Origin of the sequence: Parabacteroides sp. AF18-52 (assembly GCF_003479145.1) — a bacterium.
Lineage (GTDB): Bacteria > Bacteroidota > Bacteroidia > Bacteroidales > Tannerellaceae > Parabacteroides > Parabacteroides faecis.
This window is the reverse complement of record NZ_QUGR01000001.1, coordinates 900,250-917,739: the sequence shown is the minus strand read 5'-3', so window position 1 is coordinate 917,739 and position 17,490 is coordinate 900,250. Positions and strand designations below refer to the sequence as shown.

Annotated in this window: 12 protein-coding genes; 9 read left to right on the top strand and 3 right to left on the bottom strand. The window is 42.1% G+C overall.

Annotated elements, in window-relative coordinates; genetic code table 11:
* The first annotated feature begins 14 nt into the window (after positions 1 to 14).
* The 6 genes from DWX23_RS03790 to DWX23_RS03765 all read left to right on the top strand — a co-directional run bounded on the left by DWX23_RS03790 (position 15) and on the right by DWX23_RS03765 (position 11,812).
* A complete protein-coding gene (locus DWX23_RS03790) occupies positions 15 to 2,357 on the top strand; it encodes a glycoside hydrolase family 3 N-terminal domain-containing protein (RefSeq protein WP_122373450.1) in 2,343 nt (780 codons plus the stop codon).
* A gap of 115 nt (positions 2,358 to 2,472) precedes the next feature.
* The gene (locus DWX23_RS03785; RefSeq protein ID WP_122351528.1) at positions 2,473 to 2,697 is read left to right on the top strand and encodes a DUF2007 domain-containing protein; all 225 of its coding nucleotides are present in this window, start codon (positions 2,473 to 2,475) and stop codon (positions 2,695 to 2,697) included.
* Positions 2,698 to 3,029: 332 nt separating this feature from the next.
* A complete protein-coding gene (locus DWX23_RS03780; protein WP_122373449.1) occupies positions 3,030 to 6,161 on the top strand; it encodes a TonB-dependent receptor in 3,132 nt (1,043 codons plus the stop codon).
* Positions 6,162 to 6,182: 21 nt separating this feature from the next.
* Positions 6,183 to 8,060 (top strand): RagB/SusD family nutrient uptake outer membrane protein, encoded by a 1,878-nt coding sequence (locus tag DWX23_RS03775; protein WP_122373448.1) that lies wholly within the window; start codon positions 6,183 to 6,185, stop codon positions 8,058 to 8,060.
* A 33-nt stretch (positions 8,061 to 8,093) separates the two neighbouring features.
* On the top strand, positions 8,094 to 8,633 hold the full coding sequence (locus tag DWX23_RS03770) for a hypothetical protein (RefSeq protein ID WP_122351525.1): 540 nt from the start codon (positions 8,094 to 8,096) through the stop codon (positions 8,631 to 8,633).
* A gap of 278 nt (positions 8,634 to 8,911) precedes the next feature.
* A complete protein-coding gene (locus tag DWX23_RS03765) occupies positions 8,912 to 11,812 on the top strand; it encodes a glycoside hydrolase family 2 TIM barrel-domain containing protein (RefSeq protein WP_122373447.1) in 2,901 nt (966 codons plus the stop codon).
* A gap of 18 nt (positions 11,813 to 11,830) precedes the next feature.
* Here DWX23_RS03765 and DWX23_RS03760 read toward each other — a convergent pair whose 3' ends face one another.
* Positions 11,831 to 14,071, bottom strand: coding sequence for a S41 family peptidase (locus DWX23_RS03760; protein ID WP_122373446.1), 2,241 nt, complete (start codon positions 14,069 to 14,071; stop codon positions 11,831 to 11,833).
* 107 nt (positions 14,072 to 14,178) lie between these two features.
* On the opposite strand from DWX23_RS03760, the gene DWX23_RS03755 reads away from it, so the two are divergent.
* Positions 14,179 to 14,574 (top strand): ACT domain-containing protein, encoded by a 396-nt coding sequence (locus DWX23_RS03755; protein ID WP_122373445.1) that lies wholly within the window; start codon positions 14,179 to 14,181, stop codon positions 14,572 to 14,574.
* Positions 14,575 to 14,705: 131 nt separating this feature from the next.
* On the opposite strand, the gene DWX23_RS03750 is transcribed toward DWX23_RS03755, so the two are convergent.
* Positions 14,706 to 15,134, bottom strand: a complete 429-nt coding sequence (locus DWX23_RS03750; RefSeq protein ID WP_122373444.1) for a hypothetical protein — start codon at positions 15,132 to 15,134, stop codon at positions 14,706 to 14,708.
* A gap of 516 nt (positions 15,135 to 15,650) precedes the next feature.
* Here DWX23_RS03750 and DWX23_RS03745 point away from each other — a divergent pair.
* Entirely contained in the window at positions 15,651 to 16,091 is a 441-nt protein-coding gene (locus DWX23_RS03745; protein WP_122351518.1) for a helix-turn-helix domain-containing protein, read from the top strand.
* A 335-nt stretch (positions 16,092 to 16,426) separates the two neighbouring features.
* Here the strand turns inward: DWX23_RS03745 and DWX23_RS03740 are convergent, their stop codons facing one another.
* Positions 16,427 to 16,759: a hypothetical protein gene (locus tag DWX23_RS03740; RefSeq protein WP_122373443.1), complete on the bottom strand. Its 333-nt coding sequence runs from the start codon at positions 16,757 to 16,759 to the stop codon at positions 16,427 to 16,429.
* Positions 16,760 to 16,883: 124 nt separating this feature from the next.
* On the opposite strand from DWX23_RS03740, the gene DWX23_RS03735 reads away from it, so the two are divergent.
* On the top strand, positions 16,884 to 17,462 hold the full coding sequence (locus tag DWX23_RS03735) for an RNA polymerase sigma-70 factor (protein WP_122373504.1): 579 nt from the start codon (positions 16,884 to 16,886) through the stop codon (positions 17,460 to 17,462).
* Positions 17,463 to 17,490 lie beyond the last annotated feature (28 nt).

The window sequence follows — 17,490 nt, the reverse complement described above, 5'->3', positions numbered from 1 at the left end:
AACAATATAATTATATGAGTAAAACAACATCTTTATTGATCGGCCTGATTGCTTGCGCCGGGCAGGTTATGGCCCAGCAACCGGTATATAAGCAAGCGACGGCCCCTATTGAAGACAGGATAAATGACCTGATAGGACGTATGAACGTCGAAGAGAAAGTCGGGCAACTATGTTGTCCGTTGGGTTGGGAAATGTATACGAAAACAGCTAACGGCGTTGTTCCTTCCGAATTATATAAGGAGCGGATGCAGGCGATGCCTATCGGTTCCTTCTGGGCTGTTCTACGTGCCGATCCCTGGACACAAAAGACATTGGAGACGGGTTTGAACCCCGAATTATCGGCTAAGGCTTTGAACGCTTTACAGAAATATGCTGTGGAAGAAACCCGTTTGGGAATACCGGTGCTGTTTGCCGAAGAATGTCCGCACGGACACATGGCTATCGGGACCACTGTTTTTCCGACTTCACTGGCACAGGCAAGTACCTGGAATGAGGATCTGATGTATAAAATGGGAGAAGCGATCGCTCTGGAAGCCCGTTCGCAGGGAGCTAACATCGGCTATGGTCCGGTATTGGATATCGCCCGTGAACCGCGTTGGTCGCGTATGGAGGAAACTTTCGGGGAAGATCCTGTGTTGACATCTAATTTAGGTGTTGCTTTTATGAAAGGCATGCAGGGGAACAACCAGAGTGACGGTAAACATCTTTTTTCCACTTTGAAGCATTTTGCCGCTTATGGAATACCTGAAGCCGGACATAACGGAGCACGTGCCAATGTAGGTATGCGCCAACTCTTTTCCGATTATCTGCCTCCTTTCAAGAAAGCTGTCGAAGCTGGTGTGGGAACGATCATGACCTCTTACAATTCAATCGACGGTATCCCTTGTACTTCTAATAAATATCTGCTGGACGATGTACTTCGTAAACAGTGGGGATTTAAGGGATTTGTCTATTCTGATTTGACAAGTATCGAAGGGATCGTAGGAGCCCGGGTCGCTAAGGATAATAAGGAAGCAGCCGTGTTGGCATTGAAGGCCGGTCTCGATATGGACCTGGGTGGAAATGCCTATGGTAAGAATCTCCGGAAAGCATTGGAAGAAGGCGCTATCACAATGAATGATCTCGACCGGGCGGTAGCTAATGTGCTTCGTTTGAAATTCCGTATGGGATTGTTTGAAAATCCGTATGTTTCTCCCGAACAGGCTAAACAGGTAGTACGTTCGAAGGCGCATAAGGAGCTGGCTCGTGAAGTAGCGCGTGAAGGTATCGTCCTGCTGAAGAATGAGGGGGTGTTGCCATTGAAGAAAAATATCGGAAGTATTGCAGTGATCGGCCCGAATGCCGATATGATGTATAACCAGCTAGGCGATTATACGGCTCCACAGGAACGGGAAGAAATAGTGACTGTCCTGGATGGCATCCGGAAAGCGGTGTCTTCTTCCACGAAAGTCAATTATGTAAAAGGATGTGCCATCCGTGATGTAACGACCAGTAATATTCCTGCTGCGATAGAAGCTGCCCGTGCGGCTGATGCTGTCGTTCTGGTAGTCGGTGGTTCCAGTGCCCGCGATTTTAAAACGAAGTATATCGGAACAGGTGCGGCTACCGTATCGAATGAGGGAAACCAAATCCTTTCGGATATGGATTGCGGTGAGGGTTTCGACCGTAGCACATTGCGCCTGTTGGGCGATCAGGAAAAGTTGCTGGAAGCGGTAGCCGCTACCGGTAAGCCATTGGTGGTCGTTTATATTCAGGGACGTACCCTGAACATGAATCTGGCATCAGAAAAAGCACAGGCTTTGCTGACAGCTTGGTATCCGGGTGAACAGGGTGGTACGGCTGTAGCTGACGTTTTGTTCGGTGACTATAACCCGGCCGGACGTTTGCCGGTTTCTATTCCCCGTAGCGAAGGGCAGCTACCATTATTCTATTCGCAGGGAAAGCAACGTGCCTATGTAGAAGAAGCAGGAACTCCTCTGTACGCTTTCGGCTATGGGCTGAGCTATACCACCTTTGAATACGGTCAGCTGGAAATGCAGAAGGGAGATGGTAAAGATGCTTTGCAAACAGTAAGTTGTACGGTAACCAATACGGGTGACTGCGATGGGGAAGAGGTTGTCCAGCTTTATATTTGCGACAAAGTTGCTTCTGTTTCCCAGGCTCCGATCCTGTTGAAGGCTTTCGAGCGGGTTGCTTTGAAGAAAGGTGAAAGCAAGAAAGTTACATTTACATTGGGTGAAGAAGAGTTGTCTCTTTATAATATGGATTTGAAACAGGTCGTAGAACCGGGAGATTTTAAAGTTATGGTCGGTGCTGCTTCGGATGATATCCGCCTGGAAGGTGAGTTTACACTATAACAAATCCTTATCTGTATCGTTGTGAACAGACTGTTGCTAAATTGGGAATAAAGCTTGTTTTTCTAAAGAAAAAAGCATATCTTTGAGAAATAAGAAACCCTAAATTTATAAAGGTATGGAAACAGTTTATTTGGCAACATTAGATAACGATTTCCAGGCAACTCTGTTGTCGGATTTGTTGAGAAATGACGGTATCGAGTCTTTTCTAAAAAATGAGATCATTTCTTCCGTACTGAATATCCCTGGTTTTCAGATAGAGATATATGTTATGGAGAAGGATTATGAAAAGGCAAAAGAAATACTGACGCAAGCATTCCCTGAATTAGTGGGAAAAGAATAAAAGAGTAGCTATTGCTCTGTAAATATAAGTCGGGTGTGATTAAGTTCATCCCCGACTTTTATTTTAAGTATTTGTTTTTACTTAATTATGTAATTCTGCATCATCATTGATTTTTTACTCTTTTGCACCTGTTGCGTCGACAAAGAAGTTTACATTGAATATTTTGTTCTGTTCCTATTTTGATACATTTTTTAGAAATCCGTTCCGTATTTAAAAGTTCTTGCCATAAGTATAATACCCGCTGATAATGAGAACATAACTTACTTTGTAATCGTAAAACATTATCAAATTAAAGCATTGTGTAAAGTAGTTTTCATTAAAGCATTATTATTATGGAAAGCAAAAAAATGTGTGTGTGGAAACGAGGGGGATACTTGTTTATTGCGACTTTATTAGGCGCAGGTCCTTTCTCAAGTCATATTTATGCCGGAACTGATCATGATCAGTTCAACTCGGTTACTACCGAGTTGAATAATAGTTTAGATCAGAAAAAGGGGAAGAAAGTTACAGGAACGATTGTCGATGAAACCGGCGAACCTGTTATTGGGGCCAATGTAGTTCAAAAAGGTACTACAAATGGTAGTATAACGGATATAGATGGACGATTCTCTTTAGAAGTTCCGGAAGGGGCTGTTCTCGAAATTTCTTATATAGGTTATTTAACTCAGTCGGTACCGGTAGGTAATAAATCTTCTTTTCAAGTTACACTTCGGGAAGATACTCAAAAGCTGGATGAAGTGATTGTTGTAGGTTACGGTTCGACCAGTGTTCGGAAAAATACGGCAGCGTTGGCTTCGGTCGATAATACGAAGGTTTTAGAAGTACCTTTTTCCGATATGGGATCGACTTTGCAGGGACGTGTACCCGGAGTGATCGTACAGCAGGGATCTGCAGAACCGGGGCAGAACGGAGCTAGTGTCTCCATACGTGGGAACGGAGATCCGTTGTATGTAATCGACGGATTTGTTTCTTCAAGCGGCCGTTTCATGGCATTGAACAAATCGGATATCGAATCGATGACCGTATTGAAGGATGCGGCTTCTACAGCTGTTTATGGTATGAATGCCGGTAACGGAGTCATTGTAGTCACAACCAAACAGGGAAAAGCTGGGAAACTGAGTGTAAACTACCAGGCGAATTTTGCCTTCAATACACCTTCTTATCCATCGGAACGGATGAATGCCTATGAATATGCAACGGCAATCAACAAACTGAATCAATCTTTGGGAAATGGCCTCAATTCGTTCAGAACCCCGGAAGAAATGGCAGAGATTGCAGCAAATGTAGGCTCATACACGAATTGGGAAAATGAACTGTTGCGTAATTATACACCCCAGAACGAACATACGGTGTCGATCAGCGGCGGTAATGACAAACTGAAGTATTTCGGTAGTTTGAACTATTTGGGACAAAAAGGTATTTACAAAGCCGATAAACTGAACTATGACCGTTATAATTACAGGACGAATATCAGTAGTAACTTTGACGAAATAGGCTTGACCGTCGGATTAAATGTGAACGGTACCGTGCGGGATGAACTTTATCCGAGTGCCAGTGCATATACCCTTTATTCCCGTTTAAAAGACAGGACTCCTTTTGAAAGACCCTACAATGAGGATGGTACGGTCTCCAATCAATTTGACAATCCGGCTTTGCAGCTGGATGGCCCGGGTGAAATCAAGTATCGTACTGTTTATAATCAGTTGGCGGTGAACCTGGAGTGGGCTGTACCCTGGGTGAAAGGGTTGAAACTGGGTTTTGACGGTAACTATAATATCGAGTCGCAAGACCGGGCAGACTGGTATGAAAATGCGACTTATTATGATGCCGATGGGAATGCAACACTGGAAGATCCTTCCAACATCAGTATGACCCGCTCTTCCTATCAGCATAACAGATATGATTTCAACGTACGTGTCGATTATAAAAACACGTTCAACGATAAACATAATGTATTACTGACTTTGGTACATAACCGTCAATATTATCATGGTACTTCGCTCAGTGCAGGATCAAATACGTTTTATTTGTCGACGATCCATCAGATACAAAATGGTGATGCTTCCAGTATAACGGCAAGTAACAAAGAGAGTGAGCAGGCTTCGATGGGATATGTTGGTCGTCTTCGTTATGACTATGATAATCGTTATATGGTGGAATTTTCCGGTCGTTATGATGGCTCCGATTGTTTTCCTAAAGGAAACAGGTTCGGATTTTTTCCTTCCGGTTCTTTAGGATGGGCTATTTCGGAAGAAGAATTCTTTTCTCCTGTGAAGGAACTAGGGATATTTGACTATTTCAAGGTGCGTGGTTCGTATGGGGAGATTGGTCTGAACGGAGCCAAACATGATGACTATGCCTACCTGACCACTTTTAACTATAATTCCAATGCGTATGTGATTGGCGGTAGTTTGGTCAATTCTATTACTCCGGGTGCGACTCCGAGTATTAATATGACATGGTATAAACGTGATAAGACAGATGTCGGTTTCGATTTCGCCACTTTGGGAAATAAGCTGGAAGGATCATTCGACTGGTTCTATGAACGTACGAAAGGATATCTGGTAGCTCCCAAATATGAATACACCGATCCGATCGGTTACGATTTGCCTTTGATCGTCTCTGATGCGGAAGACCGTTCGGAAGGATTGGACGGTTTTGTAAAATATTCGGATAAGGTCGGAGATTTTAATTTCTCTGCCGGTTTTAACTTTACCTGGTACCGTTCCATCAAAGCGATCACCAATGAAGATAAAGTAACCTTGTCGAATCCTTATACCCGTGAACAGGGGTATAAACTCGGATATCTTGGTACGGGTTTTATCGGTACACAGTTTTATATGACGCCTGAAGATGTTTTGAATAATCCGAAACGTATCAACTCGAAAGACCTGCGTCCGGGTGACCTGTGGTATGCTGATGTCAATGGTGACGGTCAGATTACCAATCAGGACCAACGGAAATACGGACATAATGCAAGTCCGCGTTTTGTTTTCGGTATCGATCTGTCAGCTGATTGGAAAGGTTTGAGTGTGTTGGCTAATATTCAGGGAACGGGTCGTCGGCAAACTTATATGAGTAATGTCGCTATGGCGCAGGAAGGTGAACGACGCCTGGATTTCACTTATCAGCTTGATACCTGGTCACCAACCAATACGAATGCCGCTTTCCCACGCCCTGGTAATACTTCGTTGAATGAAAATAATAACTATGTCGCCTCTGATTTCTGGGCTCGTAATTCCAATTATGTACGTTTGAAATCGTTGACAATCTCATACGATTTGAAATATGCCGCTTTGAGAAATCTTTCCTGGCTGCAGAATATGACGGTATTTGCTTCCGGTGTGAATTTATTCGCTATCGGACCGTCGGTAAAATATGCCGATCCCGAAGCATCTAACTTCGATGGATATGCTTACCCGATGATGCGTACATATTCTGTGGGATTTCAATTAGGATTTTAATAATAGATAAAAGAGTAAATCATGAAAAAAATATTATATACAGGCATTGTTTCTTTATGCCTTGCTTTTACAACTACATCATGTTCGGATTTTCTCGATACGAGACCGTATGACAAGATCATAGGAGACGATACATGGACCAGTGAGACATTGGCTGAGTCTTATGTCTATTCCATTTATTCCACTGTACTGCAAAAAAGTTTATGGCTGGGTGCTTACGGGCATCGTTATTCATGTCATTCCGAAAGTTCTACCAAGAATGCCATGACGGGAACCTTGAATAGCTCCTACTGGTCGAGAGACCGTTCGGAAGGAGTTACGGCGGATGATAATTATGAATGGCTAGATTACAGCGTCTTATGGCGTATCCATACTGCTATCGATGAGATTTCTGCAAGTGCGATCTTCTCGGATGAGTTTAAGAGTCGTACGATCGGTGAGTTGAAGTTTTTACGTGCAGCCCATTATTTCCTGTTTGCCCGTCAGTATGGCGGTTTACAGATCATAGACCGCGTATTGTCTGTGGAAGATGATCTGCAGATACCTCGTTCTTCCATTAAAGACACTTACGACTTTATTATTAAGGATTTGCAAGATGCGGCAAACGCGTTGCCGACTACCGGTGAAGTAGCCAGAGGACGTGCGAGCAGTGCAGCCGCTTATGCTTTGTTAATGCGTGTTGCGAACCAGGCAGCCGCTTATGTAGACGGAGGAACGGCGCAGAGTGAATATTACGATAAGGTGATAGCTGCCGGTACGGCTTTGGGACTGGATGTCGAAGGCAGCCGGTTAAGCCCTTATTATGACATGTTCCGTTCTTATGAAACTGCTATCGCTGCACAGGAACAGATACTGGTTGTGGAACGTTTGAAATTGAATACTTCTTTACATGATACACCTATGCAGTATCAGGGATTATGGCATGCCGGTAATATTTCGGAGTATGCTAAAAAGAATTATCCTATCCACGCAACGATGAACTATTGGGGAATGGATGGCGGTTCATGGCCTACCCAGGATCTGGTCGATGATTATCTGGTTGAAGATGTGGACGGCTCCGTCAAATACTGGGAAGATGCTTCTTATGTACAGACTGGTTCCAATGTGGATGAGAAAATGTATTTCAGTAAAGATAAGAAGAGGGATTTACGTTTCTATACGACTATATTGTATGACAGTTGTCTGTATTTTAACGGACAGGAACGTATATTCTTCCGCCGTGACGGAAACTGTTCAAACTCGAACAGCCCGATAAATGCTGGTGCGGAAGATGAATATGGACGCAGGGCAGGTGATCTGGATAATTATAATTCTTCGACCGGCTATGCGATGGTGAAGTATCATTACGATCATGTGGTTTCTTTACCTGATCCGGGATCACAGAAATTGGACTATTGCTATTCAGTATTACGTTATGGCGAGGCTTATCTGAATATGGCAGAGGCTTATCTGATGAAGGGAGATTTTGCCAATGCACGGAAATATATGATTCCGACAATGGTGAAGCATGGTGGATTCAGTGCGGAAAAAGCGGCGCAATACCTTAATTCGAAAAGTGGAAATGGTTGGAACGATCCGCTCTTCGAGGCTTACAAACGTGAGCGGAATGTGGAAATGGTGTATGAATGCAACGATCGTTATTGGTCTTTACTGCGCTGGGGAATGCGTCAGAGTGGTGGTGTCGGTAATGGTACTTATGCAACCGGAGGTTTTATTATCCCAGAATTGACAGGTTCGTTGCGTGGTATCCGTATCTCACGTGACGGGCAGACCTACAATTTCTTTACTGTTAATAATGCGATAGGAGAGGCCCGGTTCACACCGAAACGTTATTTAGTCCCCTTGAACCGTAAATTCTGCCTGAAAGCGGGAGTCGAACAGAATCCGGGATGGGAATGATCATGTAAAATAGTAACTAAAAAAACAAGTACAATGAAAAGAGTTTATAATATATTGATCGGATGTTTGCTGATGTTCGTTATGAACAGTTGCCTGTATCACAATTTGCAAGACCTGGAAAATTCGTCGGATAAGGTAATGACGAATGTCGACTATTCTTATCGTTTCTTATATAATGATACGATCCAGAAAGGAACTGCTAACCAGGAAATAGAAGAAGGCCGTGTTTGTGAGGTGATATTTAATAAAAAGATGGAAGCGGTTGAGGAAAATGGCAAGACTGGTTTCAAAACGACTTTAAGCCATAGCCTGAACAGTATCCAGAAGGCTGGTCCGTCTGGCTCTGTGACGAAGGAGATGTTGTATGATATGTTTAAGGAGCAGATTGCGCAAGACGGTTTGACAAAGTTGTGGGTGTATGTCTCTATTTCGGATGCCGCAACCATTTCACCTTTGGATGAGGCTCCCAGGCTGGGAGCTCCCGGTGATTTTTCTCAGGATCGTTTTTACCGCGTAACAGCTGCAGACGGTTCTTATCAGGACTATATCCTGAAAACTGTTAAGGACTTCTGAAAATGAGCTGCGTTTGAAGATTTATTTTTGATCTTATTTCTAAAATACAGCCGGGAATCGGTAGCTGGTATAGCTGACTGATTCCCGGCATTTCTGTATAACGGTTGTTTCCTGTGTGTGGTACGAAACTTTTTAGTTCCTAATTTTATACATTATATTTGTGAAGGTTCCGATTTGAAGTTTTTTTGTTTTGACAAAGAGGAAAAGCGATAAGAATAATTATCGTTAATTTGCGTATGTAGAGAAGATTATCAATCTTATTAAAACACAAATACATAATGAAAGTAAGGATACTATTTTTCCTGATGATTTCGATTTTATTCTTACCATCGGTTTTCGCGAATGATTTTATCGTTCCACGCCTTTCCCCTTTACCTGCGAAGATGGAGAAACAGAAAGTTTCTTTGGCAGGAAATTGGTTGTTCAATCCTTCACCGGAAAGTGAATTCTGGAATAAAGGGAATGTTTCAGGTTGGAAAAGCATAGAAGTTCCCGGTGAATGGGTAATGCAGGGATTTGAAGTGGAGAAAGGGAAGCCTGCCGGTTATTTCCGGACATTTACTGTCCCTGCTTCCTGGAGCGGACAACGGATCAAGTTACGTTGTAACGGGATATACAGTGACAGCCGGATTTTTATAAACGGTAAGGAGGCGGGTTCCCATTTGGGTGGTTTTACTGCTTTCGAACTGGATGTGACCGGATTGATAGAAGCCGGAAAAGAGAACAGGATAGCAGTTTCAGTCATATCGGAGAGCCTGGCGGATTCCACGTCGAGCGGATCTCAGTATGCCGTACACCCGTTGGGAGGGATTACGCGCGATCTGTATCTGTTTACATTGCCGGAAGTGAATTTGTCGATGTTCCATGCTGCGACTTTATTCGATTCGACTTATACGGATGCTACGCTAAAGGCAGAAGTAGAGGTTATGAACGAATCTTCGGATGCAGCTAAAGGATTGTCTCTTCATTTCATTTTGAAAGATAGAAACGGAAAGGAGATCCCGTTAAAACAAAATACGACTCCGGTCGGTGTTGTCGGGGTGGGGAGATCTGAGAAGATGACGCTTTCATTTCCTGTTACGGAACCGGATAAATGGGATTCGGAACATCCTGTTCTGTACACTTTCACCTGCCAGTTAAAGAGCGGGAAACAAATATTGCATGAGACTACCCGCCGTATCGGTTTCCGTCAGATAGAGGTACGGGGTAATCAGATGTATGTAAATAATATGCCGGTGAAGCTTCGGGGTGTTTGCCGCCATGAGGTAATGCCGTTACGCGGACGTTCGGTAAACGGGGATATATGGCGCCGGGATGTCGAGTTGTTCCGTCGTGGCAATGTGAATTATATCCGTACTTCCCACTATCCGCCGGATGAGGCTTTGCTGGAGGCTTGTGACGAACTGGGAATGCTAGTAGAAGTGGAGGCCCCTTTCTGTTGGGCACATAATACCAAAGTATCGGACGACAAACACGATGTCGTTCTGGTAAATCAGCACGTGGAAATGGTCAACCTGAACCGGAGCCATCCTTCCGTCATCATGTGGTCGATGGGAAATGAATCGACACTGTTTACCGAATATTTCAAAAAGGCGTCGGAAGTCGTGAAGATTATAGACCCCACCCGTCCCCGTATCTTTAGCCAGTGGGGACCGGATGCGGATAACGGGGAACTGGAAGTGACCAATCATCACTATCCCGGACCTACCGGACCGGATAAATACCGTAATAGCAAACGTCCTGTCACATTCGATGAGTTTTGCCACCTGAATGCTTATAACCGCTTGGAACTGGCTGCCGATCCGGGACTTCGTTCGATGTGGGGACCGTTGTTGGACCGGATGTGGAATGATATGTACCATAGCCAGGGTGTTCTGGGTGGTGCGATATGGGCGGGTATCGACGATACTTTCTTCCTGCCGGGAGAAAAGGCGGTCGGTTACGGAACCTGGGGACCGATAGACGGATGGCGACGTGAAAAACCGGAATATTGGGGAATGAAGAAAGCCTTCAGTCCGGTTAAGATAATGCAGAAAGGTAATATGACGGCCGACGGCATTGTCCGTTTCTATGTGGAGAACCGTCATAATTTCAGTAACCTTTCCGAATGTTCCATTGAATGGAAAGTAGGAAAGAAGAGCGGTAAGATCACTGCGGATATCGCTCCCCGTACTGAAGGCGATATAGAGGTCCGTTTACCGGAAGAATTGCGTAATGCGGAGATCATGGAACTGGCAGTGATTGGTGTTCGCGGTTTTGTCATCGATGAATATCGTTTCCGCATCTTACCTGAACAATTGAAGGAACAGACACAGGAGCAGACCGGAACTCTTTCCTGGCAGGAAGGACTGGATGCGATCGAAATACAATCCGGCAAAGGACATTTTACTATAGACAGACGGACCGGTTTGTTATCGGCCGAATGTAACGGAAAGACTGTTTTGCATCAGTCTCCTTCATTGATGGTGTTACCTTTGAACGGAGAAGGCGAAGGGATTCAGATGGTAGGAAAGGATCAGAAATTTGAGCCTTATAACCCTGTTTGCGAGGATTGGCTGGCCCAGTCGGTTACTTTTGTACCCGGCGAAGAGGTTGTTTCCGTAAAGGTGAAAGGAAATTATAAAGAAGCAGAAGGTGTATTGGAATATCGTTTCCATAAGAATGGTGAAGTCACTTTTACTTATGATTTTACGATGCTTCAGGATATTTCACCCCGGCAAACCGGATTGGTTTTCACGCTGCCTTCTTCTTTCACTCATTTGGATTGGGAGCGTAAAGGGTATTGGACTGTGTATCCCGAAGATAATATAGATGCCCTGAAAGGAGAGGCCGAGGCTTTTGATAAATCTTTACCGGTATCCGGATTGGCCGGGCCATCCAAACAACCATCGAAATCCTGGTCATACGATCAGACGGCAGCGGGTTCAAATCTGTTTCGTTCTACCAAAGAGAATATCTACCGGGCAGGTCTGAAGAGTAAGGAAGGCAATTCTGTTACCATCATTTCCGATGGTACGCAACATGTCCGCCCCTGGATAGAAAAAGAGGCCACCCGCTTATTGGTGGCCGGTTATAATAATCCGGGAAGAGAGAACTTCCTGATTCCTCATGCAGAAAAGGGATACAGGCCACTCAAAAGGGGGGATAAGGTAGAAGGGGTTGTTAAACTGGTATTTTAGCTATATCCATAGGCCTGTTTATTTTAATATATATTCAATTGCTTTTTCGATCCATACATCTTGTCCGTTACGGATCTCCTGGTTTGTCGGGCGGACTTCGATGTCTACCTTAACGCCTTTGCGCTGGCATTGTTCCCAGTTCGGGTAATAAGCTCCCAAAGCGGTGTAGATGCAGGTGGCTTTACCTGGCAGATAAAAACTTCCGATATTGCCGTCTGCTCCGGCTGTCGTGCTGCCGATAATGGCACTTTGCGGAGCTTTGCGATAAGCCATGGAGGAAAATTCTCCATGACTTTGAGTTCCTTCATTTACCAGAATGGCTACTTTCCCTTTGAAATAGTCGGGATTATCGGAGCCTGCTTTTGCTGTGGAACATAATTTGTAGTTGCCCGGAGCTTCATTCCGGTTAAATGAAAACCACATGAATTCTTGCGGAGCAGGAAGCAGTAAATTGGGTAAAGTACCGTAAGCCGCCATGGATGGATATTTTCGCATGTCGAGTATCATGCCTTTCGCATTCTTATTGTTTTGAATCACATCGGTAATGGCATCGCTTTCTGCCGTCGACACATCTATATATATAATTTTTTTGGCTGACAGATTGTAATCTTTCGGCCATTTCATGTCGCTGAGTTCATGGGGCTGTCTACGCCTGTTTTGTCCGAAGTTTTTGATATCTATCTGTATTTCTTTTCCGTTGCGGATACAAGTGATATTCATATATCCTGTATCGGTCCGCAGTAACCAGGGCAATACGTTTCTGACCAATGTCGGATGGTTGGAGGCGGGGACGTACGGACTAAGATCTGTTATAATCTTTTTTACATCCTCACCATCGATCGTACGAATAATGTCTCCTCTTTCCAACTCGAATGTCCGTGTATCCCTGACCACGATGTCACCGCTTTTCGACTCTGTTAATGTAACAGGGACCACAAAACTATCGGATTGTCTTTTCAAAATCGTTTTTTCCAAGTCCTCTCTGGGTACATAAACGAAACCATGTGAATCGTTAATGCAAGTGAGTAATTCCAGAATAGCCAGTTTATACTCTTCGTTATCGACTGGTGACACGAATCTGGGAAGGAATTTCCCTAATAATGTATCCCACGGTTTATCTGTCATTTCTGTATATGGAAAACAATATTCAACGGCATTCCATAACCTGTATAAAGTCAGGATACGGTAACCTTGGTCTTTCCAGGGAATCAGAGGATATTCTTTTTCACGGTCGAATAAAGAAGATCCGCCGCTTTGATAAGGGATCAGATAGTAATTGAATTTAAGATTGCGTTTTGCATTCTTGATTGTATTCAATTTGGATATTAATGGGGCATCGAATAAATTTTTGTCGTTTATCCAGTCCGTATCGATGATACGTGAATATTTACTGGAATCTTCTATTGCGTAGGAGACAGTTTGGGTTATCTTTCCGTATTTGTCGATCCATTCATTCAGTAATTTATTTCTTTTGTCTTTGTCGGGAGCTTTGGCTATTTGAGGTAATATCCTGAATAATTCGTAGTCCCAATTGTAATTACCCTGGGTAACTTCTGGGTGGTAATATTTCAGGAATCCCCAGACCTTACCCAGTACCTCCAGATTTTCATATGTTTGTGTGGTCGGGGCGGATAGGCAGAAGGACGATCCGTAATCAAATTCTTTATCTTTTTCTACTGAAAATTCGTGATTGACAAATGCCCCTAACGGTTTTTTATCTAATTGGGCCTGCCAGTTGCTTGTCCACAATTCGATATTTCCGGTAGTGAAGACGAAGAAATTGATACCCGATGTCAATGAAGACATGGCTGTTTTAATGGTAAAATCATTCCACTCTGAATCTCCGGAGCGTTTCCCTATCTCAGTCATGGCATTAGCCATAGTATCCTGTCCCATTTGTTGTATACCGAAAACGATAGAGGTGCTGTCGGCTCCTTTGTATTTAAACTTTCCGGAAAAATAAATAGAATCGCCGGTAATATCTCTGGTGTTGGCGTAATAATAAACCTGGGATATTTTAAGGCTGTCAGCCGGATCGTTTTGTAACTTCAATGACTTCCGGTCATTGAATAGTTCAACCGAATCGATTGACGCATTTCCATTGGAGGCAAACCAACCATTTAACTCAAGAGAGGATAAATGGCCCTTTTTTATACGAGGATTGTTGTCGAATGACATCAAATCGGATTGTGTGCCTTGTTGTGAACAAGAGCATATCCATACGAGTAGCATACAAATAAAAAAAGAGGAATTTTTCATGCTAGTCTGATTAAGTTTGTAACTTTGTTCAATTACAAATATACGGAAATAGTGATATATATGTTTATAAGCCTTTGAGAATTATGTTAATTTAAAATCAATACATTATGACAGGTATTAAAGAATTGCAGACATTATTAGCGAATGTAGATCCGGTATTGGATGAGCGGAGTTTTGTTTTTTGTACTTTCCCGGATTTTAATAGCAATGATATCTGCCGTCTGAATCCGATAGGAATGTTTCAAGAAAAAGAGGGAGTGACATTAATTATAACAAAGCAGCAGGCTATTGACAGTCATATCGACTATGAATCTGTTTATAAGCTTATTTCTTTGAATGTTCATTCCAGTTTGGATGCTGTTGGATTGACAGCCGCTTTTTCTGCAAAACTGGCAGAAAAGAATATTAGTGCGAATGTTGTTGCAGCCTATTATCACGACCATATTTTTGTACCTGAAGAAAAAGCAGAACAAGCTTTGATGGCAATTTGTGAACTACAATAATCAGGAGGAATACAACCTGCTTGAAAGGTCAGGTCTTTTGAAATGTTAAGACAGGACTTTTAATTACAAAATAAGGGACTTTTGAATTCAAAAGTCCCTTATTTTTTCGGAGATAGTTATGCCCTGTTTTATTAGGATTCAACTATCGCGGAATTACCCTGTTGTTCTTCATTTTTTGCCAATAGGTTGTCAAGATCATTGATCTGGTGGTCGAAATAAACAGCCAGAGCATTAATCTCCCGTCCGTTTTGTGACAGATAAGTGATACAATCAATTAATTGTGCAGTTAACTGGGCCATTTTTCGTTTGTTTATATTTATGTCCGGTTGTTGCATGTAGAGGGTAAGACTACGAAAGAGGATGGGAATAAAGCGATCCCACGGAAGTTCAAGGCTTGTTGCCAGACTTTTCATACATTTCAACTGGTGACGGAGATACTCGAGGTCCAGCTCATTACTTTTGCTGTTGAATGCTTCCCGTATACGGCGGGCTTCTTCTTTGAAAAAGACTTCACTAGAGATTTTTTTCGGGAGTGTCGATGTGTTTTCTGCTTCATTCATGGTAGTATTTTCTTTAAAGCACAGGTGGAAAAAAACGGTTCCGCCCTTCCCGTTGAACAACACATTCCTAGAATGCTGGAGGCACATTAATGCTCTCCACGGGGGTACGGAACCGTCTATAAGGAAAAGTTGTAGACAAAAAATATTTACCCCACATATTAAATATATGTTTAGTATGGCAAAGATAAGGCTTCTATTGAAGATTTATAAGATGTGAAGTGAAATAATCAAAGAAACAACGTTGTCTTTGTAATGTGTTTTATATCTTTACAATTGATTTAAAGGATGCATATTCTGTTTTTTCAAAAAAAATGTTGGTATCTTTATATTTTATTTTAAAGAATAAGATATTTATTATATATAATATAAGGAATCGCGTTTGTTACATCGGACAAAAATATAACTAATTTCACCGGGTGGTGTAAAGGGTTTATTGATAGACGATTAAAGATGAATAGTAAATTGCACTTTTACATCGGGAGTTACATCGTAATATTTGTTAATAAATTTGATGCTATGGATGAGTTCCGGTCTGTTAATGAGAAGCTGGCAATCGATTTAATGGGATTGCCTTACGTAAAAATTCCACGTTATACCCTGGATTTGTTAAAGTGTCCGGCTACCCGCCAGTTGGGACAGCTTCATTTGTTGTTATTCGACATTTGCTTTTTTGCCGATGGTTATACTGATTTGAACGGACGGAAGGTTCCGTGCAAAAGAGGAGAGTACGTCGGTACACAACAGGAATTAGCCGACCTGTCAGGTATCAATATCGGTTCGATTAATCGCTTGATACGTAAATTGGAAGCCCTGCACCTGATCTCCGTCACTAAAATACAGGGAGGAAGTTTAATAAAAGTACACGGTTATACAAGCCTGATTGCAGCTCCGGGAGTAAAAGATGATTCCCGGAAGAGGAATGGAAGACAATTTAACGATAATCTTTACGGAAACTGAAAGGTTTTATAGCAGCCGAATGGACCGGACAAATGAGAATAATTTCGTTTCATCTTTAGGAAAGATAAAAAAATACATATCTTTACGAAATAAAATTTAATCATACTTTAGAGATATGAGGGAAATTATCACCTGTTTTTATAGCTATTTATCTGAGCATTTTGGTGATAAAAATGGAAGGGTAGAATTCGGGGTGATAAATCAGACCGGATTAGGGCTTCATGTCCCGTTTTTTTTAAAGAGAAATATGGTTCCATGTTTTAATATACACAAATTACCGGAAGTTATCAGGCAGTATCCAAAGGTAGAAAATCAACTGTATGAAATAGATAATTTTAACCATTTTGACGCTTGTTCTTTAGTTCCGGGAGTTTTCTTTTGTCCTCTATTGGCGATATATTGTTGTTGTGTAGCCTCTTTTTATTTTCTGTCTGAGCTTTCTGTCCAAAACGCGGTTCATATAGAACTTTGGTAATTTGGCGTAAAAACCTTGTTAACTTCCTTATTAATCCGGTCTTATAGTGAGTATAATAGAGAACTTTGTCCGTAAATCCGGATAAAGTGGTATCTGGTTCTATAAATTTATACCATGCTTTATAATTTTCAGGTAATAAATCCCCGTAATTTCGGAAAAAACTCTCCTTTTTGACAACATATTCGTTTTTCATACAGCCAATGAATATTAATATAGTACATAGTTCTATATGAACTATGGCTGAAATGTCTTCTGACTTGTTGCGGTTTTTGGTGTATTCCTATTTTTTGTTCACGACTCTTAAACCTTTCAAAAGCATGAGTTCAGAGAAAGATATATATGAGATAGCAGCTTTGGGGACGCTCTTCAGACGTTTTTATAAGCCTTTACGGACGTATGCTTTTCGTTTCGTAAATGATACGGACCTGGCGGAAGACATTGTGCAGGATACTTTTTTTGAACTTTGGCAAAGGCGCGATTCGATTGAATTTGAAGGTGCGGTAAAATCCTATTTGTTCAAATCGGTATATAACAGATCCATCAATGTGATGCATAAAAAATATCAGAATAAAGAATATTCATTGGATGAGAGTAATGAAAGCGATATTCTCGAACAATATATGTCCGCTAATATCCTGAACTCGGAGCAAAGTTTACTTTTGAAAGAACTGGAAACAGAAATAACCTTATTTATAGATACATTATCACCGCAATGCAAGAAAATATTTTTACTCAGTCGCTCATACGGTTTAAAGAACCGTGAAATAGCCGAACAATTGGAAGTCAGTATAAAAGCGGTTGAGAAACAGATAAGTAAAGCCTTGTCAGGACTGAAAAAACATTTGACTGAAGAAGGGCTGATCTCACTGCTCATTTTATTGTCGGGAATATCTTAACATAAAGGCAAATAAAAAATATTTCAAA